Source organism: Halomonas almeriensis, assembly GCF_030409235.1.
Classification (GTDB): Bacteria; Pseudomonadota; Gammaproteobacteria; order Pseudomonadales; family Halomonadaceae; genus Halomonas; species Halomonas almeriensis.
This window is the reverse complement of record NZ_JAUFPO010000006.1, coordinates 43016-68872: the sequence shown is the minus strand read 5'-3', so window position 1 is coordinate 68872 and position 25857 is coordinate 43016. Positions and strand designations below refer to the sequence as shown.

At 62.1% G+C, this 25857-nt stretch carries 26 protein-coding genes and 1 tRNA gene; 12 read left to right on the top strand and 15 right to left on the bottom strand.

Going from position 1 to position 25857, the window contains the following annotated elements; genetic code table 11:
- Nucleotides 1-19 precede the first annotated feature (19 nt).
- From QWY74_RS04220 to QWY74_RS04210, 3 genes are all read right to left on the bottom strand, one after another.
- Entirely contained in the window at nucleotides 20-901 is an 882-nt protein-coding gene (locus tag QWY74_RS04220; RefSeq protein ID WP_264825456.1) for an NAD(+) kinase, read from the bottom strand.
- A 95-nt stretch (nucleotides 902-996) separates the two neighbouring features.
- Complete coding sequence (locus QWY74_RS04215; RefSeq protein WP_290313842.1) at nucleotides 997-1863, bottom strand: EamA family transporter; 867 nt, start codon at nucleotides 1861-1863, stop codon at nucleotides 997-999.
- A 75-nt stretch (nucleotides 1864-1938) separates the two neighbouring features.
- A complete protein-coding gene (locus QWY74_RS04210) occupies nucleotides 1939-2514 on the bottom strand; it encodes a YqaE/Pmp3 family membrane protein (protein ID WP_264825453.1) in 576 nt (191 codons plus the stop codon).
- A gap of 239 nt (nucleotides 2515-2753) precedes the next feature.
- Between QWY74_RS04210 and QWY74_RS04205 the strand changes: the two genes are divergently transcribed.
- From QWY74_RS04205 to putP, 7 genes are all read left to right on the top strand, one after another.
- Nucleotides 2754-3161 (top strand): CBS domain-containing protein, encoded by a 408-nt coding sequence (locus QWY74_RS04205; RefSeq protein WP_290313840.1) that lies wholly within the window; start codon nucleotides 2754-2756, stop codon nucleotides 3159-3161.
- Between the two features lie 352 nt (nucleotides 3162-3513).
- Nucleotides 3514-3587: transfer RNA gene (locus QWY74_RS04200), tRNA-Gly, on the top strand.
- A gap of 41 nt (nucleotides 3588-3628) precedes the next feature.
- On the top strand, nucleotides 3629-4000 hold the full coding sequence (locus tag QWY74_RS04195; protein ID WP_264825443.1) for a hypothetical protein: 372 nt from the start codon (nucleotides 3629-3631) through the stop codon (nucleotides 3998-4000).
- 65 nt (nucleotides 4001-4065) lie between these two features.
- Nucleotides 4066-4863, top strand: a complete 798-nt coding sequence (locus QWY74_RS04190) for an AraC family transcriptional regulator (RefSeq protein WP_290313839.1) — start codon at nucleotides 4066-4068, stop codon at nucleotides 4861-4863.
- 269 nt (nucleotides 4864-5132) lie between these two features.
- Nucleotides 5133-8324, top strand: coding sequence for a bifunctional proline dehydrogenase/L-glutamate gamma-semialdehyde dehydrogenase PutA (putA, locus tag QWY74_RS04185; protein WP_290313837.1), 3192 nt, complete (start codon nucleotides 5133-5135; stop codon nucleotides 8322-8324).
- A 170-nt stretch (nucleotides 8325-8494) separates the two neighbouring features.
- The gene (gene nhaC / locus QWY74_RS04180) at nucleotides 8495-10000 is read left to right on the top strand and encodes a Na+/H+ antiporter NhaC (RefSeq protein ID WP_264825438.1); all 1506 of its coding nucleotides are present in this window, start codon (nucleotides 8495-8497) and stop codon (nucleotides 9998-10000) included.
- Between the two features lie 299 nt (nucleotides 10001-10299).
- Nucleotides 10300-11790 carry a sodium/proline symporter PutP gene (putP, locus tag QWY74_RS04175; RefSeq protein ID WP_264825437.1) on the top strand — a complete coding sequence of 497 codons (1491 nt, stop codon included), beginning with the start codon at nucleotides 10300-10302 and terminating at the stop codon, nucleotides 11788-11790.
- A gap of 60 nt (nucleotides 11791-11850) precedes the next feature.
- Here putP and QWY74_RS04170 read toward each other — a convergent pair whose 3' ends face one another.
- Nucleotides 11851-12153: a hypothetical protein gene (locus QWY74_RS04170; RefSeq protein WP_264825436.1), complete on the bottom strand. Its 303-nt coding sequence runs from the start codon at nucleotides 12151-12153 to the stop codon at nucleotides 11851-11853.
- 260 nt (nucleotides 12154-12413) lie between these two features.
- Between QWY74_RS04170 and QWY74_RS04165 the strand changes: the two genes are divergently transcribed.
- A complete protein-coding gene (locus tag QWY74_RS04165) occupies nucleotides 12414-13001 on the top strand; it encodes an OmpW/AlkL family protein (RefSeq protein WP_290313835.1) in 588 nt (195 codons plus the stop codon).
- Between the two features lie 102 nt (nucleotides 13002-13103).
- Here the strand turns inward: QWY74_RS04165 and QWY74_RS04160 are convergent, their stop codons facing one another.
- The 5 genes from QWY74_RS04160 to QWY74_RS04140 all read right to left on the bottom strand — a co-directional run bounded on the left by QWY74_RS04160 (nucleotide 13104) and on the right by QWY74_RS04140 (nucleotide 16234).
- The gene (locus QWY74_RS04160; RefSeq protein ID WP_290313834.1) at nucleotides 13104-13613 is read right to left on the bottom strand and encodes a gamma-glutamylcyclotransferase family protein; all 510 of its coding nucleotides are present in this window, start codon (nucleotides 13611-13613) and stop codon (nucleotides 13104-13106) included.
- A complete protein-coding gene (locus tag QWY74_RS04155) occupies nucleotides 13610-13942 on the bottom strand; it encodes a YqcC family protein (RefSeq protein ID WP_264825433.1) in 333 nt (110 codons plus the stop codon). The genes QWY74_RS04160 and QWY74_RS04155 overlap by 4 nt, the downstream gene beginning before the upstream one ends.
- A 67-nt stretch (nucleotides 13943-14009) precedes the next feature.
- Nucleotides 14010-14768, bottom strand: a complete 759-nt coding sequence (locus QWY74_RS04150) for an amino acid ABC transporter ATP-binding protein (protein WP_264825432.1) — start codon at nucleotides 14766-14768, stop codon at nucleotides 14010-14012.
- Complete coding sequence (locus QWY74_RS04145) at nucleotides 14765-15439, bottom strand: amino acid ABC transporter permease (protein WP_264825430.1); 675 nt, start codon at nucleotides 15437-15439, stop codon at nucleotides 14765-14767. The genes QWY74_RS04150 and QWY74_RS04145 overlap by 4 nt, the downstream gene beginning before the upstream one ends.
- Nucleotides 15440-15457: 18 nt before the next feature.
- Complete coding sequence (locus QWY74_RS04140; RefSeq protein WP_264825429.1) at nucleotides 15458-16234, bottom strand: amino acid ABC transporter substrate-binding protein; 777 nt, start codon at nucleotides 16232-16234, stop codon at nucleotides 15458-15460.
- A 301-nt stretch (nucleotides 16235-16535) separates the two neighbouring features.
- Here QWY74_RS04140 and QWY74_RS04135 point away from each other — a divergent pair, with 301 nt between their 5' ends.
- The 4 genes from QWY74_RS04135 (at nucleotide 16536) to QWY74_RS04120 (ending at nucleotide 19527) form a co-directional block, all read left to right on the top strand.
- Nucleotides 16536-17561: a DUF3549 family protein gene (locus QWY74_RS04135; protein WP_264825428.1), complete on the top strand. Its 1026-nt coding sequence runs from the start codon at nucleotides 16536-16538 to the stop codon at nucleotides 17559-17561.
- 49 nt (nucleotides 17562-17610) lie between these two features.
- A complete protein-coding gene (locus QWY74_RS04130; RefSeq protein ID WP_264825427.1) occupies nucleotides 17611-18048 on the top strand; it encodes an ATP-dependent zinc protease family protein in 438 nt (145 codons plus the stop codon).
- A gap of 35 nt (nucleotides 18049-18083) precedes the next feature.
- On the top strand, nucleotides 18084-18992 hold the full coding sequence (rimK, locus tag QWY74_RS04125) for a 30S ribosomal protein S6--L-glutamate ligase (protein ID WP_264825426.1): 909 nt from the start codon (nucleotides 18084-18086) through the stop codon (nucleotides 18990-18992).
- Nucleotides 18993-19080: 88 nt separating this feature from the next.
- Nucleotides 19081-19527 carry a hypothetical protein gene (locus QWY74_RS04120; protein WP_264825425.1) on the top strand — a complete coding sequence of 149 codons (447 nt, stop codon included), beginning with the start codon at nucleotides 19081-19083 and terminating at the stop codon, nucleotides 19525-19527.
- Here QWY74_RS04120 and QWY74_RS04115 read toward each other — a convergent pair.
- From QWY74_RS04115 to sufB, 6 genes are all read right to left on the bottom strand, one after another.
- Nucleotides 19448-20206 carry a SanA/YdcF family protein gene (locus tag QWY74_RS04115; RefSeq protein ID WP_264825424.1) on the bottom strand — a complete coding sequence of 253 codons (759 nt, stop codon included), beginning with the start codon at nucleotides 20204-20206 and terminating at the stop codon, nucleotides 19448-19450. The two genes, QWY74_RS04120 and QWY74_RS04115, sit on opposite strands and share 80 nt — an antisense overlap.
- Before the next feature lie 81 nt (nucleotides 20207-20287).
- The gene (sufT, locus tag QWY74_RS04110; RefSeq protein ID WP_264825423.1) at nucleotides 20288-20860 is read right to left on the bottom strand and encodes a putative Fe-S cluster assembly protein SufT; all 573 of its coding nucleotides are present in this window, start codon (nucleotides 20858-20860) and stop codon (nucleotides 20288-20290) included.
- A gap of 14 nt (nucleotides 20861-20874) precedes the next feature.
- Nucleotides 20875-22116, bottom strand: a complete 1242-nt coding sequence (locus QWY74_RS04105) for an aminotransferase class V-fold PLP-dependent enzyme (RefSeq protein ID WP_290313830.1) — start codon at nucleotides 22114-22116, stop codon at nucleotides 20875-20877.
- Entirely contained in the window at nucleotides 22116-23465 is a 1350-nt protein-coding gene (gene sufD / locus QWY74_RS04100; protein WP_264825422.1) for a Fe-S cluster assembly protein SufD, read from the bottom strand. Before sufD ends, QWY74_RS04105 begins: the two co-directional genes overlap by 1 nt.
- Nucleotides 23462-24214: a Fe-S cluster assembly ATPase SufC gene (sufC, locus tag QWY74_RS04095; protein WP_264825421.1), complete on the bottom strand. Its 753-nt coding sequence runs from the start codon at nucleotides 24212-24214 to the stop codon at nucleotides 23462-23464. The genes sufD and sufC overlap by 4 nt, the downstream gene beginning before the upstream one ends.
- Nucleotides 24215-24375: 161 nt before the next feature.
- Nucleotides 24376-25818 carry a Fe-S cluster assembly protein SufB gene (gene sufB / locus QWY74_RS04090; protein WP_264825420.1) on the bottom strand — a complete coding sequence of 481 codons (1443 nt, stop codon included), beginning with the start codon at nucleotides 25816-25818 and terminating at the stop codon, nucleotides 24376-24378.
- Nucleotides 25819-25857 lie beyond the last annotated feature (39 nt).

The window sequence follows — 25857 nt, the reverse complement described above, 5'->3', positions numbered from 1 at the left end:
CGCCGGTGCATCGTCCACCTCAATCTCCCAGCCGGTTGCTCCACCCCAGCTTTCTGCGCAGGATCTCGTAAAAGTTGTGCCCCAGCGGATGAACCAGCTGAACTCGCTGAGGCTTGCGCCGTATCACCAGCACATCGTCGGGCTTGGCCACGGCACGGGTCTGCCCGTCACAGCTGATGTGGGGATAGGTCTGATTGGTCTCGCCGATGTGCACTCGAATTTCGCTGTCGGCGCCAATGACGATGGGCCGGCTCGACAGGGTATGCGGGAACATCGGCACCAGCGAGATGGCTTCCAGCCGCGGGTGCAGGATGGGACCACCACCGGATAGCGCATAAGCGGTGGAGCCGGTCGGCGTGGCGATGATCAGGCCATCGCTACGCTGGCTGTGCACGAACTGATCATCAATGAACAGTTCGAACTCGATCATGCGCACTGCCTTGCCGGGGTGCAACACGATCTCGTTGAGCGCATCCCCATTGCCCACGGGATCCCCTTCTCGATACAGCTCGGCATCCAGCAGGAAGCGCTCCTCGACCTCGTAATGGCCATCGAGCACCGCCTCTACCCGGGCCTCGAGCTCATCCGGCGAAATATCGGTCAAGAAGCCGAGGCGCCCGCGGTTGACGCCGAGCACCAGAGTGCCGCTGTGGCACAGGGTGCGGGCCGCACCCAGCAGGCTGCCATCGCCGCCCACCACGATCACCAGGTCACATAGTTCGCCGAGCAGGCGCCGGCTGGCTTCGGCGTGCCCATGATCCAGCAGCACGGTCGCCGTGCGATCCTCGATGATGACGTGGTAGCCGGCACCATCGAGAAAGCGACTGAGGCGCTTCAGGGTATCGACCACCTGGGCACTCCCCAGGCGACCGATAAGACCAATGTTTTTAAAGACTTGCATGCGCGGGCCCCTCGCTTCGCGACGAACCATTATGGCCAGCCGGCGGCCGGGGGGCAAACCCGGCGACATGGCCGACTCGCGGAGCTGAAGGTTCCTCAGGCGGTAACCGGCGTGCGCCGCTGCCACCAGTCATTGAGCAACAGGGAAGCGACGATGATGGCACCGCCCAGCGCCAGGCGCAGCAGGTCGGCATCGCGATTCCAGATCAGCAGGTTGACCAGCAGCCCCGCCGGCACCAGAGCGTTGTTCATGATGGCCAGGGCGCCGGCATCGACCCGGACGGCGCCGAGGTTCCACAGGAAGTAACCGACGCCGGAGGCCACCAGCCCCAGCCAGGCCAGGACGCCCCATTGCACGCCGGTTATGGGCAGTGCCGAGGCGTCCCCCAGCACCACGAACGCCGGCAGCGCCACCGCCAGGGCCCCCAGATAGAACCAGGCAAACACCGACAGGCGCGGCAGGTCATCCGGCAGGCCGGCCGAAAGGCGTCGATAGCCGACCTGTCCCAGGGCGAAGCAGAGGTTGGCGCCCTGGACCACCAGAAAGCCTAGCCAGTAGTCATCGGTCAGGCCCTTGAAGCGAATCACCGCGGCCCCCAGCACGGCCAGTGCCGCCGTCAGCAGATGAAACGGCGTGAAGCGCCGGAAGAGCGCGTCGTCGAGCAAAGCAATGTAGAGCGGTGTGAGAACGGTGAACAGCAGCACTTCGGGAACCGAGAGCAACAGAAAGGACTGATAGAAAAAGATGTACATCACGCCAAGTTGCACGGCTCCCAGCGCCATCAGCGCCAGCCGCTGCCGCCCCTTCAACAGGCGGGGCCGAAGCAGCGGCAGAAACACCAGGGCCGCCAGCGCAATGCGCAGCATCACGGCAAAATAGCTGTCCACCTGCCCCGCTAGGTAGACACCGATCAGCGAAAAGGAAAAGGCCCACAACACCGTGACACCGACGAGATAGCCCAATGGTCAACTCCTATTTACTGGAAAGTTGACGGGATTATACGCACATCGGCGCCGCCGCATAGCGGTGATCGAAGCTCAGCGTCGCCGCAACCAGAGGACCGCATCCAGGGCCCCGGGGATCCAGAACAGCAGGGTCAGGCCCAGCGAGACCAGGATGCGTCGCCCCCCGGCACCTCCGAGGGCCATGGCCAGCGGCGGCATCAATACCGCCAGCATAATGATGGCGGCATATGGCTCCGGCCGACTCGGCGCCGCCTGACGTGGAGCGCTTCGCCGGGCATAGGACTCGGCCTGAGCCTGAGCGGCATCGGCCGCCGCATCCGCCTGCCACACCGCATCGGCCGTGTCCGTCGCGTCAGGGGTCTTGCCGGGAATGAAGTGCTCCACCCCACCGCTGGCGGCGTCGGGGGTCGCGTCCTCAGGCGGACGATGCGCCTGGTGGTCGATCTTCTGTTCGATGGCTTCGGCACCCTCGGCCAGCGTCTGGTGATAACGCTCCCAGTCCTCCCAGTCATGCGGTGTGCCGGACCGGGGGCGATGGTCAGCGGACTCCCGGGCACGCGACCACGCCTTCTCTTCCAGCGTGTTGGGACGCTCCTTGTCGCGCTCTCCGTCGAGGCCCTTGCGAGCCAGGTATTCACGGGCATCCATGGGATCACCTCCTCAATAGTTGACACACCGCCCACGGGACGGATTTATTAGCACCATTGTGACATATTGGAGTGGCTGGGCCCGATCACGGTTCCCACGACTGGAGAGCATCGCATTCGACGCCAGCCGCGCTATGATGAAACCGAGACCTCCCGGTGGAACGGCCCCACCCTCTGTACGCTGCAGAGCCCACAGGCCAACCGGTCAGGCTCACTATCGCCGGCACAAGGAGAACCGCCATGCCCAACAAGGCCCCTACCATCGTCCGCGAGATCATGTCCCGCGACTGCTACCGGGTCACCGGCAAGACCTCTGTCTCCAACCTGGCCAAGGGTCTGTCCCTGCACCGTTTGCCCGGCGCGCCCGTGGTCGACGCACACGATCACCTGACCGGCTTCATTTCCGAACAGGATGTCATCGGCAAGGTGCTGGAAAGCGCCTACCTCAATGACGAGCCGCCGCTCGTCCAGGAACTGATGCGCAATGAAGTGCTGACGGTAACCCCCAACAAGAGCATCACCGACCTCGCTCAGGAAATGCTGGGCGCCAAACCCAAGGTCTATCCGGTCACCGAACAATCCCGACTGGTGGGCATCGTGACGCGACGTGACGTGCTCAACGCCCTGCTGCGCATGCGGCATCGCTGACCGATGAATCGCTCCGGCACCCGAAGTGGTGCCGGTCATTCTGGCCGAGCCGCTGATGTCAGGCGGCCGGGACGTCCGCCAGGCAGTCCGGACAGCACCCATGCACCCACGCAAAAAAACGCCCCAAGCGGATTGGGGCGACAAGGATCGATTCTGCAAGCCAGCACAACATTGCTAGAGACTGCCATCGCGTGGAGCCAATGTTGCTGCCTGTGTCTCCTGTGACAGTCATGAGGGAGAAAGTTCGCCCGGGTCACAATTTTTTTCTCTATCCCTGGAAAGCCAATCGCCAGCGGGCCTTCAAGCAGCCCCGCTTGTAATCATTAAACTGCTGGATATACTGGGAAACTACGCGGGTGTAGCTCAATGGTAGAGCAGAAGCTTCCCAAGCTTAAGACGAGGGTTCGATTCCCTTCACCCGCTCCATTCCGTTTTCGTCGTGCTGCCTGCCGACCCTCGAGCGCCCCATGGCATTATTCCTGACCGTCTTCGCCACCTGCATGCTGATCTTCGGCGGTGTCGCCCTGGTGCTATTACTGACCCGCACCCCCCGCTATCGCACCGAACCCGAACACCTGCTGGCGGTATTCGACAAAGCGCTGGACAACCGGGTCAGCGAAACCGAGTGGAACACCGTGATTGACTATCCCATCCGCCACGATGAATACATGGAAAATGTCCGGCGACGGGCCCGGTTGCTGATGGATGAGCATGGTTGGCACGGCCGATTGACACGCGGCAAACCTCTGCTGGATGAGGAGGGCCGCAGCGAGCTTGCCGCCTTGCGTCAGCATCTGGCAGCCCGCACGCGACTCAAGCGTGACAGCCAGACCAGGTGAGAGTCCGGGCTTGATTCGTTATCATGACCGGGCATGCCTCGGAATCGTTTCGCCGGAGGTTCGCCATGACCAGTGCGATCCGTCAGATCCCGCTCGATACTGCCGTTCACCATCATAGCCATGACTTCCACCAGATCGTCATCGGCCTGCGGGGTCAGGCAGAATTCGAGATCGAGGGCCTGGGAGGCTCCATCTCGGCCCTGTCGGGATGCATTGTCCCGGCCAACCATGTGCACTATTACGCCGGCACCGGGGACAACCATCAGCTCATTCTCGACCTGCCCGACAGCGCCCTCTCGCTGACCGGCCACCAGCATGAGCTCGTGCGCCTGTTCGATGCGCCGCGATTCTTCGCTTTGGATGGACCACTCGAACGTTATCTGGAATTCGTCATCAGCGAGCTGGCCCAGCTGTCCCAGCAGGGACGTCTGAGTGGTCTTCAGCAGGAGCGACTGGCCACTACCCTGCTCGGCTCTTTGCATGCCCGACTGGCCCAGGAGCCGGCACCCCGCGGCCGTCATCTCGACCTCGCGGCACTGGACCGCTTCATCGATCGTCACCTGGGAAGCAACCTGCGGGTGGCCGATCTCGCTGCGGAGGCCTGCCTCAGCGAAGCTCACTTCAACGCACGCTTTCGCGAGCAGACGGGGCTCTCGCCCTGGCAATATGTACTGCGCCGCCGGCTCGAAACGTCCGAGCAGCTGTTGCGGGACAGCCGAATGCCCTTGTCGGAAATCGCTGCCCTGACCGGTTTTGCCACACAGAGCGCCTTTTCACGGGCCTTTCGACGCGCCTTTGGTCATCCACCCAGTCAGGTGCGCAGCCAGGCAGGACGAGCCCTGGCCAGCACCTCCCAGTATTAACAATCACCAGCCAGCATTATGGACGCTTCACCGTGATTCCTGGCTGTCACTCACCCGCGGGCCAACGCCTGCCAGCGGCTAGACGAAGGTCTAAACGGCACAAGTCAAGCCGCCAACTACGTTGGAAACGTTAAATCCACCCGTGAATTCGACAAGCAGACCAATCCAATGCCCCCTACCCTCATCAGGATGCCCATGGTCCGCTGGCCTCCTGATGTCGGGCGGACAGACAACACGCTGTGAAGACGGGCCTTGAACGGGGAAGATTCATGCTGAATGCCAACAAGATGCTGGACGACGCCGCTTGGCGCCAGGAACTCGACACACTGTTTGCCACCGTCAGCGATCACTACGTGGTCGATGAAGAGGCATTTGTCGAGGAACTGATCAAGGCGCTCGACACGAACGAGCGCGACTTTGCACGCATTGCCGACAATACAGCGGAGCTGGTTCGCGAGATCCGCGAAACCGACACGGCGGTGGATACCATCGACGAGCTTCTGCAGCAGTACAGCCTGGACACCCATGAAGGCTTGATGCTGATGTGCCTGGCCGAGGCCATGCTGCGCATCCCCGATAAGGCCACGGCCGATGCCTTGATCGAGGACAAGCTGGGCCCGGCTGACTGGAAGTCCTACGTAGGGCGCAGTGAGTCCTGGATGGTCAACGCCTCGACCTGGGGGCTGTTGATGACCGGCCGGGTGGTGACCATGGACAACCAGAAGGACGGGCGCCCCTCCGGCTTCATCAACAAGATGGTCAACCGCATGGGCGAGCCGGTCATTCGCCGCGCCATGGTGGAAGCCATGAAGATCATGGGCAAGCAGTTCGTGCTCGGGCGCGACATCGACGAAGCCCTCAAGCGCTCTCGACCCCAGTTCGACAACGGCGACACCTATTCCTACGACATGCTGGGCGAGGCCGCCCGGACCCGCGACGACGCCAAGCGCTACTTCCAGGATTATGCGCGCGCCATCGAGCAGGTCGGCAAGACCAGCGCCAGGCTAAGTGACACGACACCGGCGCCCTCGGTCTCCATCAAACTGTCGGCCCTGCACCCCCGTTATGAGTTCGGGCGTCGCGAGCAGATCCTCGACGAGCTGGTTGCCAGCACCCTGGAGCTGGTCAAGATGGGCCGCGAACGCAACGTGGCCGTGACCATCGATGCCGAGGAGGTCGATCGCCTGGAGCTCTCTCTCGAGGTGTTCCGCGCCATCTACGAGCACGATGTGTGCCGCGGCTGGGGCCACTTCGGCCTGGTCGTTCAGGCCTATGCCAAGCGCGCCCTGCCGGTTCTGCATTACATCAATCGACTCGCCGAGACCCAGGGCGACGAGATTCCGGTTCGCCTGGTCAAAGGCGCTTACTGGGATACCGAAATCAAGGAGTCGCAGCAGTTGGGCGTCGAGGGGTATCCGGTCTATACCCGCAAGGCTTCCACCGATGTGGCCTACCTGGTCTGCGCCCGCTTCCTGATGTCGGAGTCGACACGCGGTCGTATCTTCCCGCAGTTCGCGACCCACAACGCGCACACCATCAGCACCATCCTGGAGGTGGCCAACGAAGCCGACCGGCACTTCGAGTTCCAGCGCCTGCACGGTATGGGCGAGGCGTTGTATTCCTCGGCCCTGAAGCGTGCCCCCAAGGGCACCTACTGCCGCATCTACGCGCCAGTGGGCGCGCACAAGGATCTGCTGCCCTACCTGGTGCGCCGCCTGCTGGAGAATGGCGCCAACTCCTCCTTCGTGCACCAGCTGGTCGACCCCGAGGTACCGGTCGAATCGCTGTGCGTGCATCCGGTGGAGACGCTGCGCCAGTTCGACAGCCTGGTCAATCCGCAGATTCCGCTGCCGCGGGACATCTACGGCGAGGACCGCCTCAACTCGCGCGGCGTCAATCTCAATATTCGCAGTCACCATGACCCGCTGATGCGTGCCATGCACGAGTTCATGGAGCGTCGCTACGAGGCGCGTCCGCTGCTGGCCTTCGATGTCGCCACCGACCATAACCTGCTGCATGACGTGACCTGCCCGTATGACCGTCACCACAGCCTGGGCACCGTGCTGTGGACCAGCAAGGAGCAGGCCGAGCGTGCCGTCGACGCCGCCTGGCAAGCCTTCCCGCGCTGGGAAGAGACGCCGGTCCAGGAGCGCGCCGACATCCTGCGTCGCTTTGCCGACCTGATGGAAAAGCACATGGCCGAGCTGATGACCCTGTGCTGCCGCGAGGGTGGCAAGCTGCTTACCGATGGCGTCGACGAGATCCGCGAGGCGGTGGATTTCTGCCGCTACTACGCCACCCGGGCCGAGGAACTCTTCGCTGAACCGACCGAACTGCCCGGGCCGACCGGCGAGTCCAACCACCTGGTGATGGGTGGCAAGGGCGTGTTCGCGGCCATCAGCCCCTGGAACTTCCCGGTGGCCATCTTCTGCGGCCAGATGGTGGCCACCGCCGTGGCCGGCAATACCGTGCTGGCTAAGCCGGCTGAACAGACCTCGATCATTGCGCATCGTGTCGTCGAGCTGCTGCACGAGGCCGGGATGCCACGCGACGTGGTTCAGTTGCTGCCGGGCGATGGCCCGACCGTGGGCAGCGTGCTGACCGGCGATGCGCGCATCACCGGGGTGGTGTTTACCGGCGGCACGGATACCGCTCAGTTGATCAACCGCTCACTGGCCGAACGCGAGAATGCTCCGCTGCCCACCCTGGTGGCCGAAACCGGTGGCATGAACGCCATGATCGTCGACTCCACGGCCCTGCCCGAGCAGGTCGTCAACGATGTCATCCACTCGGCCTTCCAGAGCGCCGGCCAGCGCTGTTCGGCGCTGCGGGTCCTCTATCTGCAGGACGACGTGGCCGATCGGGTCCTCGAGATCCTCAAGGGGGCCATGGACGAGCTGCGCGTGGGTGACCCCCGCGACCTGGGGACCGATGTGGGGCCGGTCATCGACGAAGACGCACGCCAGGGCCTGCAGGAACACATCGACAAGCTCAAGGCCGAGGGTCGCCTGATCGCCCAGACCACACTGGACCCGGAGCAGACGGCCGATGGCACCTTCATCGCCCCGACGGCCTTCCAGATCGACGCCATTGATGCGCTGGAGCGCGAGCAGTTCGGGCCCATCCTGCACATCGTTCGCTACAAGTCGCAGGAGATCGACCAGGTGATCGACTCGATCAATGGTCGCGGTTATGGGCTGACCTTCGGCGTGCACAGCCGCAACGAGTCCTATGCCGAGGAGATTGCACGGCGCATCCGGGTCGGCAACGTCTACGTCAATCGCGACATCATAGGTGCCGTGGTCGGGGTGCAGCCCTTCGGGGGACAGGGGCTTTCCGGCACCGGCCCCAAGGCTGGCGGCCCGCACTATCTGCTGCGCTTCGCCACCGAAAAGACGGTCACCATCAACACCGCTGCACTGGGCGGCAATGCCTCGCTACTGGCTCTGGGAGATGACTGACATTCCCGACTGAGCCTCACGACAGGGCACGGCATGCCCACCAATGACAAGATGCATGCCGGCCTTACCCGATCCGGGCAGACGCCGCGGCGTCTACCCGGTTCACTCCCCGATACCGGGGAAACATCGCCACAATGGTCTTGTAATAAACAACACAACTGGAGGCCTTCATGGAAGACTCGTCGCAAAGCGAATCGGCCCGGGCTCCAGGCTTCGGCCTGGCCCTCATCCCCATTCTCGGAACGCTGGCCGTGCTCGCGGTCCAGCTCTTTTACTTCGGAGACTTTACCCCCCATATCCCGCTGTCCATCGGCATTGCCCTGACCAGTATCCTGGGTATCTATCTTGGCCATGGCTGGCCGAATATCGAGAAGGGGATTTTCCACGTCATCAATGTGTCGCTCCCTTCCGTCTCGGTACTGATCATTGTGGGTATCATCGTCGGCGTCTGGATCGCCAGCGGCACGGTCCCCACGCTGATCTATTATGGGTTGATCATACTTTCGCCGGAAATCTTTCTGGCTGCCGCCATGATTCTGTGCTCGGTTGTCTCCGTGTCACTGGGCACATCCTGGGGCACCGTCGGCACCATCGGCCTGGCCTTGATGGGCATTGGTGCGGGCTTTGGCATTCCGCCCTACTGGACGGCCGGCGCGGTGGTCTCCGGTGCCTTCTTCGGTGACAAGATCTCCCCGCTTTCCGATACCACCAACCTGGCACCGGCCGTCACCGGGACCAATGTGTTCGATCACATCAAGAACATGATGCCGACCACGGTTCCCGCCATGCTGATCGCCCTGGCCATCTACCTGGTTGCCGGCTTCACGGTCATCGACTCTACCCAGACCTCTTTCGAAAGCATCAACGCCATTACCACGGCACTCAACGAGACGTTCTGGATTTCTCCGTGGCTGCTTTTACCTGCAGTTCTGGTCATTGGCCTGGCGGTCACCAAGCAACCTCCCATTCCGTCCTTGTTCGCGGGGGCGGTTGCCGGCGGAATCATGGCCATGCTCTTTCAGGGTGTCGGCTTGCATGACGTCTTCACCTACGGCAACTCGGGCTACTCCATCGACACCGGCGTCAGTGAAATTGATTCGCTGCTCAACAGTGGTGGTATCCAGTCGATGATGTGGACCATCTCGCTGGTCCTGCTGGCGCTGGGCTTTGGCGGCGCACTCGAACGCACCGGCTGCCTGGAAGCGGTCATCAGCAAGATCATCTCGCGCTTCAAAAAGTTCGCCAGCATTCAGACTTCGGCCGTGTTGACCTCAGTGGCCACCAACACCGTGGCCGGTGACCCCTACCTATCTGTCGCCCTGCCAGGACGCATGTATGCGCCGGTCTATCGTGGCATGGGGTACTCCACGCTGAACCTGTCGCGGGGTATTGAAGAAGGCGGCACCCTGGTGTCTCCGCTGGTGCCCTGGAATGCCGGCGGCGCCTTCGTCATCACGGCCCTGTCCTTGAACATCGGCGATGGCAATTTCGAAAACCTGCTCTACATTCCGCTGGCTTTTGCCTGCTGGACCGCCCCCTTCATCGGTATTTTCTATGCCAACATGGGGTGGTTCTCGCCCAAGGCAACCGATGCCGAAAAGGCCAAGTGGGATGCGGATGGTGAACATCGTATAGATCCGGAAACTGGCAGGACCACAGAAGCCAGCTATGCGTAAATAGAGGGAGTTTTGCTTTCAACAGTCCAGTGGGGATACCCTCTGCTGGACTGTTGGTTTTCATCCCGGCAGTCATCACGCAACATTCAGGAAGACGGTGTTTACCGGAATGAACACCCCGGTTTCTCTGGTAACAAGCTCAAGACGCAAGGAACTCTAATGGTCGACGCAACAAGTCCAACCGACTGCAGGTTAAACCTCCCACCGTTTACGGTGCACGCCAATGGCCGACTGGCTTGCATGCATGACAACAACCTGCCCGAGCTCCCTCAGGGCGCATAAAACTGGAGACGCTTTTCATGGCTATCGGTGTCTGGATTAGTCTAATTGGTTACTTTGTGCTCATGATCGCCATCGGCGTGTATGCCATGCGCACTTCCACGTCCTCATCGGAGGATTACATGCTGGGTGGGCGCTCGCTCAGTCCGAAGGTCGCCGCCCTTTCCGCCGGTGCCTCCGACATGAGCGGCTGGCTGCTGCTGGGCCTACCCGGGGCTCTCTTCGCCTCCGGCCTGGGCTCTGCCTGGATCGGCATCGGCCTGCTGGTCGGCGCCTTCCTCAACTGGACGCTGGTCGCCCCGCGCCTGCGCGAACAGACCGTTCACTATGGCAATGCCATCACCATTCCGTCCTTCCTGGCCAACCGCTTTCCGACTCGGGCCACTGCCCTGCGCACCGTCTCGGCCGTGGTCATCGTCATCTTCTTCGCCGTCTATACGGCCTCCGGCCTGGTTGCCGGCGGCAAGCTGTTCGAAAGTGCCTTTGCCGGTATCTTCAACTTCGGCGGCCTGAGCGATTACGGCGCTGGCGTGATCATCACCCTCGGCGTTGTCCTAGTCTACACCGTGGTGGGCGGCTTTTTGGCCGTGAGCATGACGGACTTCGTGCAGGGCTGCATCATGATGCTGGCGCTGATCATCATGCCCGCGGTGGTACTGTTCGGCGAAGGCGGTGGTGGTTTCTCGCAAGCCTCGCAGACCCTCAATGAGGTCGACCCCAACCTATTGACCTGGACCGAAGGCCTGACGCTGATCGGCTGGCTCTCCGCCGTGACATGGGGGCTGGGCTACTTCGGTCAACCGCATATCATCGTGCGCTTCATGGCCATTCGCGAGCTGAAGGACGTTCCCACGGCACGCAACATCGGCATGGGCTGGATGCTCATCTCGCTGATCGGTGCCGTCTCGCTGGGCATCTTCGGTCGCGCCTACGCCGTGCGCAACGGCATGAATATTGAAGACCCGGAAACCATCTTCATCATTCTGGCGGACCTGCTGTTCCATCCGCTGGTCACCGGCTTCCTGTTCGCGGCCCTGCTGGCGGCGGTGATGAGCACGGTTTCCAGCCAGCTGCTGGTGTCCTCGTCCTCGCTGACCGAGGATTTCTATCGCCTCTTTCTGCGCAAGGAAGCCAGCGAGAAGGAATGCGTCATGATCGGTCGTGTCTGCGTGGTGCTGGTTGGCCTGGTGGCCGCGATCATCGCCTCCGAACCGGACTCTCAGGTGCTGGCACTGGTCAGCAACGCATGGGCCGGCTTCGGTGCCGCCTTCGGCCCGCTAATCATTCTCTCGCTGATGTGGCCGCGCACCAATGGCGCCGGCGCCATTGCCGGCATGGTGGTAGGTGCGGCTACCGTGATGATCTGGATCAGCCTGGGCTGGAATGGCTCCTTCATGGGTGGCCCCGGTGTCTACGAGATCATCCCGGGCTTTATCGCCGCCTTTGTCGCCATTATCGTGGTGAGCAGCGTGACCAAGGATGCCGGCGAGTACCAGGCCATCACCGAGTAAGAAAACCGGCCTGTGTCCACCCCCTTCAGGGCTCCTTCGGGAGCCCTTTTTTGTGGATATTCAGAGCAGATGGTGGACCAGCGCGAGGCCAAACGTGCACAGCGCGAAGCCCCAAAGGGCGGCACTGCTCCAGGGGCTGTTGACCACCGACATCAGCCGGAACATTTCCAGGTCCTGCGCCAGGGGCCGCACAAAGGCAGCTCCAACCGCCCAGACCCCGAGGACCACCAACGGCAACCGCAGGCTCAGGGGAAGGGGCGCCAGCAACTCAGGCCGTAACAGCCACCAGACAGACAGCAGGGCCGCCACCAGCAGCGAAATCACGGCCCCACTGCCATGCGAGTATCGAACCCAAGATGCCATTGCCATGCCTCCCCGGTATCTCCGCTCAGTGAAGACCCAATTCGCCCAACAGGCGAGCCCTGTACTGGCGCTGAGAGATGAACCTCCAGAACAGCCGGGCACCGCCCTTGCTCAACGCCCCGATTGACATCAGAAAATCGCGGCCCACCTTTCATAGTTAATTTCTATGAGACGTTCAGAAACACTGTTTTATAATAAGGCTCAATGAAATGTAGCCCATGTTCACTGCATTTCACTAATATCCAAGGGAGAATTTTCGCATGCAAGCGACTCGATTGATTTCCGCGACTGCTATCGCTGTAGCCAGCCTTTGCGCTGCTCAGGCCGCCATGGCCTACCAGGCCGGTGACATCTATGTCCGCGGTGGCTATGCCAAATCCGACATCCGCGACGACAACGATGGCTTCGCGGACCGCGACATCAATGTCGAGAATGCCCAGGGCATCACCTATGGTGCGGGCTATCTGTTCAGCGACCATCTCGGCGTGGAATTGAATGGGGCCGAGGCCATCGAGCACGACATGACCGGCGGCAGCTTCGAGCGCACGCCCATCAATCTGATGGCCAACTACTTTCCGCTGGGCGGCACGGACTCCCGCGTACAGCCCTATGCCGGCGTCGGCGTCAACCATACCTACTTTTCCAACGAGTCCATCGACGACCTCGACCACTCGACCAGCCTGACCGGCCAGCTGGGCGTGGACTTTGCCATCAGCGATCAACTGATGATCGGCTCCTATGCCCAGTACGCCGATGTGGACAGCGACGTCAGCCTGAATGGTGACGGCACGGGTCAGATCAAGCTGGACCCGCTGACCATCGGTGGCAACCTGACCTTCCGGTTCTGATCAGCGCCAGGCCTGGCTGAGCCAAAAAAAGCCGCCGGATCACTCCGGCGGCTTTTTTCATGTTGCAGCAGACCCGTCCAGCCGATCACGGCAGAGCTGTTATCATCCCTGAGAGTCCGGCGATATGCCCAGTGACTTCAGGGCCTCCTGCCCAAGCCCTTCTACGCAAGGCGTCTCTGCCAACCAGGCTCGGTACGCCGAGGAAAGGAAGGCCTCACCTTTCAGCAGATGCATCAGGTACTCGCGGGCCGGCAGCCGCTCCGCTTCAGTAGTGCCCGGTACGGCGATATAGACCCAGGCGTCGATGACGCCCTGACCGGTATGGATTGGCAGCCGATGACGCTGATACGCCGTTGGATGACCTTCGAAGGGATCCATGGCGAGGATCTGCCCGGAGTGCTTCAGGCCGATCAGCACCCCTTCGACCCGGGCTCCCGGCCTGGCCACTACATTGGCATGACTAACCCCGGGCACCCTGGACGCCTTGTCGAAGCGCAGCTCATAGCCCTTCAACACACCCGGCATGGCGCTGTGTGTCTCGCCGATGCGCGCCGCCACGCGTTGCGGGTTCATGTTGCTGCCATAGGCGAAATAACAGGCCGGTGGGTTCAATTCTCGGTCACCAGGCTGTCCACGCGTTCAATCGCCTTGCCGACCAGGATGCGATCACTGGTACGCGCTCCCTCCTGAGTCAGGTAGGCTTCCACCGCCGGGGCGACCTCGCTTTTTGCCGGCATGGGCCCCTGCTGTTCCACCAGGGTCTCGAGACGAGCGATGAACACGAAACGCAGCCACTGCGGCAGACTCATGGTGTCGATACAGAACGGCTGAACACTGTTGAAGGCGGCCGGCTCGGGCGTTTCCATACGCCACATGTCGGCTGCCCGCATGGCGGATTCGAGTTCACGCAGGGCGTGAGAGAGTTCTTCATGTACGGTCATGGAACCTGGCTCCGGTTGATCTTTGTCGGCCATTTTCGCGCGTCTGGGCAGGCGGGCCAAATCGGATTTATCCGGGCTGCGGGGCGGGCTGCCCCGCCAGCACCTTGCGCAGGAAGTCTCGCGTGCGCGGATCCTGCGGAGACTGAAAGAGCTGCGCCGGCGGCCCCTGCTCGACGATACGTCCGCCCTCCATGAAGACGACCCGATCCGCCACGTCCTGGGCAAAGCCCATTTCATGGGTCACTACCAGCATCGTCTGACGCTCCGCCGCCAACTGCTTCATCAATCCGAGGACCTCTTCCACCCATTCGGGATCGAGCGAGGAAGTCGGCTCATCGAACAAAATCACCTCGGCCTGAGCCGCCATGGCACGGCCGATGCCCACGCGTTGCTGCTGGCCACCGGACAGCGAGGCCGGATAGGCATCGGCCTTGTCGGCCAGGCCGATACGCTCGAGAATCTCGCGAGCACGGGCATGGGCCTTGTCCTTGGGCCATCGGTTAACGATGATCAGACCTTCGGCGATGTTTTCCAGCGCCGTCTTGTTGGCAAACAGCGCATAGTTCTGGAACACGAAGGCCGTGCGGCGACGCGCCGCCAGAATGTCCCGGCGGCTGGCCCGGGTCACATCAACCTGGAGGTCCCCCAGTGTCAGCTGGCCGGCATCCGGGTGCTCAAGGAAATTCAGGCAGCGCAGCAGGGTGGATTTGCCAGTGCCGGACGGACCGATCACCACGATGATTTCACCCTGCTCGATGTCCAGATCAATGCCGTCGAGCACTGCCGTTCCGGCGAAGCGCTTGGTCAGATTGGCGATTTGAATCATCGGCTATACGCCTTGTTGAGTCGGGATTCCAGGCGACGCTGCCCCCAGGCCAGCAACTCCACGACGATCCAGTAGATAACCGCCACGGTGACAAAGGCCTCGAAGTAGAGGAAGCTGCCGGCGGCCTCTTTCTGGGTGGCCCCCATCAACTCGGTCACCCCCAGGGTGAAGGCCAGGGAGGTGGCCTTGATCATGTCGATGAAGTAATTCATCAGGGTCGGTACCGCCACCCGGGTGGCCTGGGGCAGGACGATGCGCCGCATCAACTGAGCGTTGGTCATGCCGATCGACAACGCCGCTTCAGTCTGACTGCGGTCCACACCCACGATAGCCGCGCGAATCGACTCCGCCATATAGGCCGAAAAGTGCAGGGTCAGCCCCATGATGGTCGCCGTGATGCCGTTGATCTGGGTCAGAAAATCCAGCAACTGCGGCAAGCCATAGTAGAACAGGAAAAGCTGGACCAGCAGCGGCGTGCCGCGAAAAAAGGAGATGAACAGCATGGTCGCTGCATTCAACCCCGGAATCTTCAATACGCGAATCACCGCCAAGCCGCATGCCAGGGCCAGCGCCAGCACCATTCCGGCGGCAGCCATCTGCAGTGTCAGCGGCAGATAACTGAGCAGAATGGGCAACAGTCCCAGCATGTAGTCGAGATCGAGAACACTCATGAAGGCAGCATCATCCGATCAAGGCTGCGTGATGTCGCTGCCGAACCAGCGCTCGGAGATATCGGCCAGGGTGCCGTTGTCCCGCAGAGTCTGGAGGGCCTGACCCACTTCGTCACGCAGCTGACGGCCCTGCTCGGTATCGCGAAACGGCAGTGCGTTATGAATCTCGGAGAAGGTCTCGCCTGCCAGCTGCAGAGGCAGCGGCTTGTCCTTGATGACCTGGCTGGCACTGACACGATCCATGACAAAGGCATCGACCCGACCCAGCGCAGTATCCTGTTCGATGTTGCTTTCATAAGTGCGGATATCGATATCGTCGGCGTAGGGCAGCTCACGCAGCAAGGCCTCGAAATTCGACCCCAGATTCACCGCGACGCTCTTGCCGGCCAGGTCTTCGACACCCGTGATCGATGTGTTGCCTTCCTTCACCACGACCTGGGCACCGTCATACACATAGGGCTCGGTAAAGGCGTACTTCGCCAGACGTTCCTCGGTAATGGTGATCTGGTTGGCAATGGTGTCGATACGCCCCGACTCGAGCATGCCGAACAGGCCCGAGAAATTGGCCGTTTCGAATACCACCTCGGTGTCCATCTGCTCGGCCACTGCTTCCATGACGTCGACTTCAAACCCCTTGAGGGTATCCTGCTCGACAAAGGTGAAGGGGAAATAACCACCGGACATGCCCACGCGCAGGGATTCGTCCTGCTCAGCCTGTGCCGGGCCGGTGGCGAGCAAGCCTGACGCCAGCAGCGGCAGTGCGATGTTCTTGACGGGATTCAATGAGCGCCCCATGACGATCCTCCGAAGGGTGGAAAAATACAAAAGGGAATAAGAGACCTGCTTATGTATTCCATTTTGACACGAACATTGCGCCATGTCGCGCCCCATGGCCAATGACCTCTGATTATCAGCGCCATAGCCCGGGCATGTGATTCATACACACAAGCCCTGAATGCAGCTGTGGATAACCCCTGAACATACTCGTCCGAGTGGGTCCTGGTGGGCCCTGTAATGAGTTGATCAATCACTGATCAACATGACTGACAGACGATCGCGTCCCTTGTAAACTGGATGGTTGAAGTTGGGAGAGCGCATGCAATCGATCGATAGCCTATATAACTTTTTCGTCCGCACCGGTGCCGAGGTGCGGCTATATCATCTGGGTCGTCGTGTCGAACCCTGCCCGCTAGAGTCCCTGTGTGCCCTGGAGCACGATGCAGCGGCCTGGCCAGCCCCCTGGCAGAACCAGGCAAGATTTGCCCTGATGTTCCGGATCGGCGATCTCGAGGACCCCCTGATCTGGTTTCTGGCCCTGCCGCTGGACGAGCAGGGACAGTTGGATCCGGCCGCTCGTGATGCCTTCCTGCAGCGCCTGCTGGAAACCATAGGGCGCAACGTCGAGGGACTGGGCCGCGAGGATAGTCGCCCGATCGACAACCTGATGAAGGACAATCCCCTGGCCTTCACCCCCTCGACCAACTTTCAGGCCATGCTGCACGCCCGCGCCAGCCATGATTTCGAGCGGCCGGCGAGCCAGCACCTGGAGCCGGTGGAAGCCTATCTGACCGGTCAACAGATCGTCGACTGGCGTGCTCTGGGGCTGCAGGGACTGGCCGACTTCGCCGTGCGCATGGATGACGCGTCGCAGCACCAGGTGGCGCACTCGATTGCCACACTACCGAGTGAGATGCTGGTTTCGCTGTGCTACTGTCTGGAACATGTCGGCATTGCCGACACCCTGGCCGAAAGCCTGCGCCAGCGAGGCGAACGGGCAGCCGCCGATGGGGATGTCGAGACATTCTGTGCCTGTGTCAGGGCCGTCAGCGGCGCCGACGAAAGCCTGGTCGGAGAATGGTACGACAGCTTGCTCGATGACGAGCAGGCCTGCGGTCCGGATCTCCTGGCGGCCATGGCGGGCCGGGGCTGGCAGCACCTCGAGCATGCCCGGCGACTCCCGCGCTTCCTGACCCGCCTGGCCAAGGAGCCACGCGCCGACTTTGCCGCCGTGGCACGCGACCTGGCCCTGATACCTCGACTGAGACTGCCCGTTCTGATGACCCTGCGCGAGGCCGACCCCGCCTCCCCCATCGGTCGTCGACTGGCTCACCTCAGTCGCTGAATTGACGTTACCAACCTTCTCGGGAATCCGAGCCGGAGGAGCAAACGCCATGAAAGAGCTGCCTTATCAGGCCAGGGCCATTGTCGGCAGACGCGAGATGGTGACGCTGCCGGCGCTGAGCCTGACGCTGTGCGCCAAGGTGGATACCGGGGCACGAACCTCTTCCCTGCACGCCGAGGATATCGAGAGCTTCGAACATGACGGCCACCCCTGGGTGCGCTTTACCTCGCGTGGCGGCGGACCGGCCAGCCCCGCTCATGAACAGTGTCTGCCCTTGCATGACAGGCGCCGCGTCACCAGCTCCAACGGCCAGACCGAATGGCGCCATGTAGTGCGCACTGCCATGCAACTAGGCGAGCTTGAATTCCCGGTCGAACTGACGCTGACGGACCGTCGCGACATGCGCCACCCCATGCTGCTGGGTCGCAGAGCCCTTAGACGCGTACTGGTGGCCCCTGGCGCCGGTTTCCTGCACGGCGAGCCCTGAGGCCCGCGCCCACCTCCCTATCACGGAGTCACTCCATGCATATCGCGCTGCTGTCACGCAATCGCAACCTCTATTCCTCTCGCCGACTGCTGGAAGCTGCCGAAGCACGGGGGCACACCACGCGGGTCGTCGACACCCTACGCTGCTATATGAGCATTGCCTCGCATCATCCCTCGATTCATTACAAGGGGACCGAGCTCGAGCACTTCGATGCCGTCATCCCGCGCATCGGCTCGTCCGTGACCTTCTATGGCTGCGCGTTGCTGCGCCAGTTCGAGATGATGGGCACTCAGGTTCTCAACGACAGCGTGTCGATCACCCGCTCCCGCGACAAGCTGCGCTCGTTGCAACTGCTGTCGCGCAAGGGCATCGGCCTGCCGGTGACCGGCTTTGCCCACTCGCCGGACGACATCCCCGACCTGATTACCATGGTGCGCGGCGCACCCCTGGTCATCAAACTGCTCGAGGGCACCCAGGGCATCGGCGTGGTCCTCGCCGAGACCAACCAGGCCGCCGAATCGGTCATTCAGGCCTTCATGGGCATGAAGGCCAACATCATGGTTCAGGAGTACATCAAGGAAGCCAAGGGCGCCGATATTCGCTGCCTGGTGATCGGCGACAAGGTGGTGGCGGCCATGAAGCGCCAGGGTGCCGATGGCGAGTTTCGCTCCAACCTGCACCGGGGAGGCAGTGCCAGCGTCATCCGTATCACACCGGAAGAGCGTTCGACGGCCACGCGTGCCGCCAAGGCCATGGGGCTGCAGGTGGCCGGGGTCGATCTGCTGCGCTCCAACCACGGCCCGGTCATCATGGAAGTCAATTCCTCCCCCGGGCTGCAGGGCATCGAGACGGCCACGGGTCGGGACATCGCCAGCCTGATCATCGAGCACCTGGAAAAGAGCTCGTCGCCCCGGCGCAAGTCCCCACCCAAACCCAAGGGTTGATCCGGGAACGGCAATTTAATTGTCCATGGGGGTGGCAAAAGTCCCGTGACACCCCCACAATCTGCGTCACCGGAGGAGGTGAACGCGCATGTTTCTTGATAATCGCCAGGTGGCGATGGACAGTGCCCTGGAAGCGCTGGCCGACAGCATCGATTATTTTCAGGACAATCTCGAGCGCCTGCGCCCCAGCCTGCGCGACGCGCTCAAGCCCCATTTCGAGGAACGCAGCAAGCTGATGCGCAAGCTGCAGATCCTGGCGCGTCGTCACCTGAACCTCCTGCCGCGCGACGCCGATGTGGAGCGTGATGATTACATGTGGCTATGGAGCCGCCTGAAAAGCTTCGTCGGCAATGACAGCCAGGTACTCATCAACGAGCTGCTAGAGCAGGAACGGGTGCTCATGCAGACACTCTCAACCCTGCTGACACATCCCTTGCCCGATGCCATCGAGCCGGTCATCGAGGAGTGCTGGCGGAACTGCCGCGCTCTGATTCGCGAGCTGTATCGGCTTCAGAAGCAGGATCAGCGTCGCTGACAGCCGCGCTGTCGGGAGCAATCTGCAGGGGCTCCCGAGGTCCCAGAAAGTGCGGCTCGCGCCCCCACACATAGAGATCCCCCAGGGTCGCCAGACGCGCGACCCATTCCCTGGCGCGCAAGCGCAACGTGCCATCGGAAGGCCGAGTCGGCGCTACACACCCCCTCGCCTCGACGCCCAGCTTGTCGGCAATGAACAGGGCTCTGGGCAGGTGCCAGTCCTGGGTGACCAGCAGTGCTCGGTTGACGGCAAAGACATCCCGCGCCCGTGTGAGCGTATCGAAGGTGCTGAAGCCAGCATAATCCAGGGTCATGGCGGACTCCGGGACACCACGGTCCAGCAGATCCTTCCACATTGTAATCGGTTCGTTGTAGTACCGCGTGCTGTTGTCGCCCGACAACAGCAGATGCTCGATCTTGCGGTCTTCAATCAGGCTCGCGGCAGCCTGCATGCGTCCCTCGAAATGAGGGTTACGCATGCCGCTGCGCGTCCAGTGGGACGTGCCGAAGACAATCGCCACCTGACGCGCCTGACACAGGGCGGGATCGGGTTCGATGCGCCCACGCGTGGTGCTCAGCACCCAAAGATTGCCGGCCAGAAACAGCAGGATCGCCAGGAAGGTACCGCCGCCAAGCAGCATCAGCACGAATCGGAAGGTTTTCCAGGGTAGCGAGCGCATCGTTCATTCCATCACGAAGGCAGTTCCCGACGGTACAGGAGTACCTCCGGATGAGCCCGATGCCCTCGATGACACATCGGGCTAGAACATCCCCAGTTCCAGCTTGGCCTCATCACTCATCATCTCGCGACTCCAGGGCGGGTCGAAGACGATTTCGGTGTGCACCTTGCTGATCTGCGGCGCCCCCAGGATCTTGTTGCGTGCATCCGCAGCGATCACATCGCCCATGCCGCAACCTGGGGCAGTCAAAGTCATGCGAATGGTGACGACTCGCTCACCACTGATCAAGCGCTCGATGCGACACCCGTAGACCAGACCCAGCTCGACGATATCCACCGGGATCTCCGGATCATAGCAGGTTCGCAGCTGCTCCCAGACGAAGGCCTCAATGTCCGCTTCCGAGGCGTCTTCCGGCAGTGTCGGTCGCGGCACCGCATCGAGCCCCAGGGCATCGAGCTCGCTGCCCTCGATCAGATACATGCGCCCTTCATGGCCCACGCTGACCGTGCCGCCCTTGGCCTGCATCACCGAGACCTCACTGTCCTCGGGAAGGGTCTCGGTCTTGCCGAACGGAATGGCGATGGCCTGGACATCACGCTGCAGGGGCAGTCGCTGCCCCTTAGTGACGCCCGCCAGTGGATCAATATCGCTCATCAGTCACCTCGCCTTCAACGCAGCATACTCACGACGCGCTCCAGGGTCTCGACGAACACATCGATTTCCTCGGGCGTGTTGTAGGCAGCAAAGGAGGCACGACAAGTAGCGTCGGCCCCCAGCGAGGACAACAGCGGTTGGGCACAATGGTGCCCGGTGCGGATGGCCACGCCCATCTGGTCGGCGAGCAGCCCGATATCCTGGGCATGCGCGCCATCCACGACGAACGACAGCACCGCGGCCTTGTCCGGCGAAGTGCCGAGGACCTGCAACCCCTCGATGGCCGACACACCCTGCGTGGCATGTTGAAGCAGACGGGCTTCCCAAGCCTGGATCAGGTCGATACCAATGCTCTCGACCCACTGCAGGGCCCGCCCCAGGGCGATGACCTCGGCAATGGCCGGCGTGCCCGCCTCGAACTTGTGGGGAATCTCGGCAAAGGTGGTCGGCGCCTCGAAGGACACCGTGCTGATCATTTCGCCACCGCCCTGCCAGGGCGGCATGGCCTCGAGTAGCTCGGCTCGACCATACAGCACCCCGACGCCAGTCGGCCCGTAGACCTTGTGACCGGAAAAGGCATAGAAATCAGCGCCCAGTGCCTGAACATCGACTTGCTGATGCGGCACTGCCTGAGCACCGTCCACCAGGATGAGCGCGCCATGCTGATGAGCCAGCGAGGCCATCTCGGCCACCGGGTTGACGGTGCCCAGTGCATTCGAGACGTGGTTGACCGCCACCAACCGGGTGCGCTCATTGAGCAGCTCGCGGTAGGCCGCCTGGTCCAGCACGCCCCGCTCGTCCACCGGGATCACGCGAATGGTGAAGCCCAGCTCCTGCGCCAGCAGTTGCCAGGGCACGATGTTGGAGTGATGCTCGAGACGCGAGATCAGCACCTCGTCGCCCGCCTTCAAGTTGGCCCGCCCCCAGCTTCCGACCACCAGATTGATGGCCTCGGTGGTGCCCCGCGTGAAGATGATCTCGCGCGTCTCGGCGGCGCCCAGATGGGCCCGCACGATCTCGCGGGTGCCCTCGAAAGCCTCGGTCGCCTCATCGGCCAGGCTGTGCAGGCCGCGATGGATATTGGCGTTGTAGCGCGCATAGTAGTCATCGAAGACCTCGATGACCTGGCGCGGCGTCTGGCAGGTCGCGGCATTATCGAGATAGACCAGCGGCTTGCCATGTACCTCGCGCCCGAGGATCGGAAAGTCACCCCGGACGCGTGCCACATCCAGCATGAGATCGTTGAAGTCGGTCATCACGACTCCTCGTTGAGCGCCGACGCCGTTTCCACCAGACCGGCAAGATTGAAACGCTCCGGCAGCTTGCCGGCCACGGTGAGTTCCACACGCGCGGAGACGGCGTCGAGCTTGACGCGATCCATCACCTCGCCGGCAAAGGCCAGGGTTAGCAGTCCGCGTGCGGTCTGTTCGTCGATCCCGCGGGTACGCAGCGCAAAGACGGCATTTTCATCCAACTGGCCGGTGGTGGCGCCATGAGCACACTTGACGTCGTCGGCGTAGATTTCGAGTTCCGGCTTGGTATCGATCTCGGCGCGGTCAGACAACAGCAGGTTGGCATTGCTCTGGTCGGCCTCAATCTGCTGACTGTCGCGACGCACCACGACCTTGCCATTGAACACGCCATGAGCGCGGTCATCGAGAATGCCCTTGTAGTTCTCGTGAGAGAAGGTCCGCGGGGCATTGTGGTTGGCCCAGGTATGGTTATCGATGTGCTGACGCCCCTGGCCATAGAAAAGCCCATTGAAGACCGCCTCAGCCCCCTCGCCATTGAGCTCGGTGACCAGGTCATTGCGCACCAGGCCGCCACCCAGGTTGAGGTTGAATGACTGATAGCGACTGTCGCGTGCCTGCTCGACATGAATGCTGGCGATGTGGCGATCCTTGAGCGGCGCTTCCTGCAGCTTGTAGTGCGTCAGGATGGCACCCCGATCGAGGATGATCTCTTCCACCAGGTTGGTGAAGTTGTCGGCTTCGACCTCGCCCACATGATGCTCTATAACGGTGGCCTCGCTGCCACTGCCGGCCTCGATCAGAATGCGCGGATGACTCATCACAGGTGTCTCGCCGTCGCGAGACAGAAACTGCAGCACGATCGGCTTCTCCACCAAGGTCCGCGGCGCCAGGCGCACCACGGCGCCCTCTTCCATGAAGGCCGTGTTCAGTGCGGCAAAGGCCGAGAAATCGACTCCGGTGAGACGCCCCAGGGGGCCGCCCACGGCTTCGTGATTGTCCTCCAGGGCCTGCGACAGCGGCAGCACCTGAACACCCGCAGGCAGATCGCCGAGAGCCGAGAGCGCCGGGGCGAAGACGCCGTCCACGAAGGTCAGGCGATGGGCGTCCACCGGCAGCGTCAGTGCCGCGGCCGTGGCCGGCGAGAATTCGGCGTCGCCGGCCAGAGTGAAGTCCGTTCGCGCAATGTCGCGCACATTGGTGTACTTCCAGTCTTCGACGCGACGATGCGGAAAGCCGAGCGCCTCGAAGCGGGCGGCACCCGCCTGGCGGCGCGCCGCGATCCAGCTCGGCTCGTTGCCGCGCTGGGCGTTGCGCTCGGCCAGGCGATCGAGAAAGCGCTGTTCGTCACTCATGCCGCAGAGTCCTCCACGACCCAGTCATAACCACGGGATTCGAGCTCACGGGCCAGCTCGGCGTCGCCGCTCTTGGCAATGCGACCATCGACCAGCACGTGCACTCGGTCGGGAACGATGTAGTCCAGCAGACGCTGGTAGTGGGTCACCAGCAGGATGCCCTTGTCGTCGCCGCGCAGGGAGTTGACGCCGTCGGCCACGACCCGCATGGCATCGATGTCGAGCCCCGAGTCGATCTCGTCGAGCATGGCCAGCTTGGGCTGCAGCACCAGCATCTGCAGAATCTCGTTGCGCTTTTTCTCGCCACCGGAGAAGCCTTCATTGACGGCACGCTGCAGGAAGCTGGTATCCATCTTCATGAAGCTGACCTTTTCCTTGACCAGTTTCATGAAGTCCGGCGCGGCGATTTCTTCCTCGCCACGCGCAGCGCGCTGGGCGTTGAGAGCCGCCTTGAGCAGATAGATATTCTTCACGCCCGGAATCTCGACCGGGTACTGGAAGCCCAGCAACAGGCCCGCCTGGGCGCGCTCCTCGATTTCCATCTCCAGGACATCCTGACCATCGAAGGTGATCGAACCACTCGTCACCTCATAGCCATCCTTGCCGGCGATGACCGCCGACAGTGTCGACTTGCCGGCACCGTTAGGCCCCATAAGGGCATGAACCTCGCCAGGCTGGATGGTCAGGCTCAGACCCTTGAGGATCTCGGAACCCTCGACCGTGACATGCAGATCCTTGACTTCGAGCATCTTGACTACCTTTTGAGCTATCAGCCGCCGCGGCGGCTCGCATAAGTTGATTCTTTCCCAGCGCGCTCTGGACACGTGATGAGCCACAAACGCGGCGCCTCGAATGTTTTGACCTTATCGCGCGCACTCGGAGAAACGCGCGAGCGGCGCGCAGCCGTTTCTTAACCCACAGCGCCTTCCAGAGTCACATTCAGCAACGCCTCCGCCTCCACGGCGAACTCCATCGGCAGCTCCTGGAAGACATCCTTGCAGAAGCCATTGACGATCATGTTGACCGCATCTTCCTCGCCGATACCGCGGCTCTGGCAGTAGAACAGCTGGTCCTCGCCGATCTTAGAGGTGGTCGCCTCGTGCTCCACCTTGGCGGTGCTGTTGCCGATTTCCTGATAAGGAAAGGTGTGGGCACCACAGGTATCGCCGATCAGCAGGGAGTCGCACTGGGTGAAGTTGCGCGCGCCCTTGGCCCGCGGCCCGACCTTGACCAAGCCACGATACGACTGGTCGGAGCGGCCCGCCGCGATGCCCTTGGAGACGATGGTGGAACGCGTGCCCTCGCCGATGTGGATCATCTTGGTACCGGTATCGGCCTGCTGACGACCATTGGTCACCGCCACCGAGTAGAACTCGCCGACGCTGTCCTTGCCGCGCAGCATGCAGGACGGATACTTCCAGGTGATCGCCGAACCGGTCTCGACCTGAGTCCAGCTGATGTGGGAACGCTCGCCACGGCAGTCGCCGCGCTTGGTGACGAAGTTGTAGATGCCGCCCTTGCCGTCTTCATCGCCGGGATACCAGTTCTGTACCGTGGAGTACTTGATCTTGGCATCATCCAGCGCCACCAGTTCGACCACGGCAGCGTGGAGCTGGTTCTCGTCGCGCTGCGGCGCCGTGCAGCCCTCAAGATACGACACCTCGGCCCGGCTCTCGCAGATAATCAGGGTCCGCTCGAACTGGCCGGTGTTGGCCGCGTTGATGCGGAAGTAGGTCGAGAGCTCCATGGGGCAGGTCACGCCTTCCGGCACGAAGACGAAGGAGCCGTCGGTGAACACTGCCGAATTGAGCGCGGCGAAATAGTTGTCCCCCTGCGGCACCACGCTTCCCAGGTACTGCTGAACCAGTTCGGGATAATCCTGGATCGCCTCGGAGATCGAGCAGAAGATGACCCCCGCTTCCTGCAGCTTTTCCTTGAAGGTGGTAGTCACCGATACCGAGTCGAAGACCGCATCCACGGCCACCCCGGCCAGCGCCGCCCGCTCGTGGAGCGGAATGCCCAGCTTTTCATAGGTCTCGAGCAACTTGGGATCGACTTCGTCGAGACTCTGGGGCTTGTCTTCTTCACGCTTGGGTGCGCTGTAGTAGGAGATGGCCTGGTAGTCGATGGGCGGATAATCCAGGTGCGCCCAGGAAGGCGACGTCATCTTCAACCACTGCTGGTAGGCCTGCAGGCGCCAATCCAGCATCCACTGCGGCTCGCCCTTCTTCTTCGAGATAAAGGCAATAGTGTCCTCATCCAGGCCCGGCGGTAGCGTATCGCTCTCGATGTCGGTCACGAACCCTTCCTTGTATTCGCGACGGACGAGCTCTTCCATTTCCTGACTTGCCATGATGTTGTCCCCTCCCCGGGCTGATTGGGTCGGCGAGCA

Bases quoted from the DNA above. Each gene is read 5' to 3' on its own strand.
- QWY74_RS04220 (WP_264825456.1), bottom strand. From the start codon at position 901: ATGCAAGTCTTTAAAAACATTGGTCTTATCGGTCGCCTGGGGAGTGCC.
- QWY74_RS04210 (WP_264825453.1), bottom strand. From the start codon at position 2,514: ATGGATGCCCGTGAATACCTGGCTCGCAAGGGCCTCGACGGAGAGCGC.
- QWY74_RS04205 (WP_290313840.1), top strand. From the start codon at position 2,754: ATGCCCAACAAGGCCCCTACCATCGTCCGCGAGATCATGTCCCGCGAC.
- QWY74_RS04195 (WP_264825443.1), top strand. From the start codon at position 3,629: ATGGCATTATTCCTGACCGTCTTCGCCACCTGCATGCTGATCTTCGGC.
- QWY74_RS04190 (WP_290313839.1), top strand. From the start codon at position 4,066: ATGACCAGTGCGATCCGTCAGATCCCGCTCGATACTGCCGTTCACCAT.
- putA (WP_290313837.1), top strand. From the start codon at position 5,133: ATGCTGAATGCCAACAAGATGCTGGACGACGCCGCTTGGCGCCAGGAA.
- nhaC (WP_264825438.1), top strand. From the start codon at position 8,495: ATGGAAGACTCGTCGCAAAGCGAATCGGCCCGGGCTCCAGGCTTCGGC.
- putP (WP_264825437.1), top strand. From the start codon at position 10,300: ATGGCTATCGGTGTCTGGATTAGTCTAATTGGTTACTTTGTGCTCATG.
- QWY74_RS04170 (WP_264825436.1), bottom strand. From the start codon at position 12,153: ATGGCATCTTGGGTTCGATACTCGCATGGCAGTGGGGCCGTGATTTCG.
- QWY74_RS04165 (WP_290313835.1), top strand. From the start codon at position 12,414: ATGCAAGCGACTCGATTGATTTCCGCGACTGCTATCGCTGTAGCCAGC.
- QWY74_RS04155 (WP_264825433.1), bottom strand. From the start codon at position 13,942: ATGACCGTACATGAAGAACTCTCTCACGCCCTGCGTGAACTCGAATCC.
- QWY74_RS04150 (WP_264825432.1), bottom strand. From the start codon at position 14,768: ATGATTCAAATCGCCAATCTGACCAAGCGCTTCGCCGGAACGGCAGTG.
- QWY74_RS04145 (WP_264825430.1), bottom strand. From the start codon at position 15,439: ATGAGTGTTCTCGATCTCGACTACATGCTGGGACTGTTGCCCATTCTG.
- QWY74_RS04140 (WP_264825429.1), bottom strand. From the start codon at position 16,234: ATGGGGCGCTCATTGAATCCCGTCAAGAACATCGCACTGCCGCTGCTG.
- QWY74_RS04135 (WP_264825428.1), top strand. From the start codon at position 16,536: ATGCAATCGATCGATAGCCTATATAACTTTTTCGTCCGCACCGGTGCC.
- QWY74_RS04130 (WP_264825427.1), top strand. From the start codon at position 17,611: ATGAAAGAGCTGCCTTATCAGGCCAGGGCCATTGTCGGCAGACGCGAG.
- rimK (WP_264825426.1), top strand. From the start codon at position 18,084: ATGCATATCGCGCTGCTGTCACGCAATCGCAACCTCTATTCCTCTCGC.
- QWY74_RS04120 (WP_264825425.1), top strand. From the start codon at position 19,081: ATGTTTCTTGATAATCGCCAGGTGGCGATGGACAGTGCCCTGGAAGCG.
- QWY74_RS04115 (WP_264825424.1), bottom strand. From the start codon at position 20,206: ATGCGCTCGCTACCCTGGAAAACCTTCCGATTCGTGCTGATGCTGCTT.
- sufT (WP_264825423.1), bottom strand. From the start codon at position 20,860: ATGAGCGATATTGATCCACTGGCGGGCGTCACTAAGGGGCAGCGACTG.
- QWY74_RS04105 (WP_290313830.1), bottom strand. From the start codon at position 22,116: ATGACCGACTTCAACGATCTCATGCTGGATGTGGCACGCGTCCGGGGT.
- sufD (WP_264825422.1), bottom strand. From the start codon at position 23,465: ATGAGTGACGAACAGCGCTTTCTCGATCGCCTGGCCGAGCGCAACGCC.
- sufC (WP_264825421.1), bottom strand. From the start codon at position 24,214: ATGCTCGAAGTCAAGGATCTGCATGTCACGGTCGAGGGTTCCGAGATC.
- sufB (WP_264825420.1), bottom strand. From the start codon at position 25,818: ATGGCAAGTCAGGAAATGGAAGAGCTCGTCCGTCGCGAATACAAGGAA.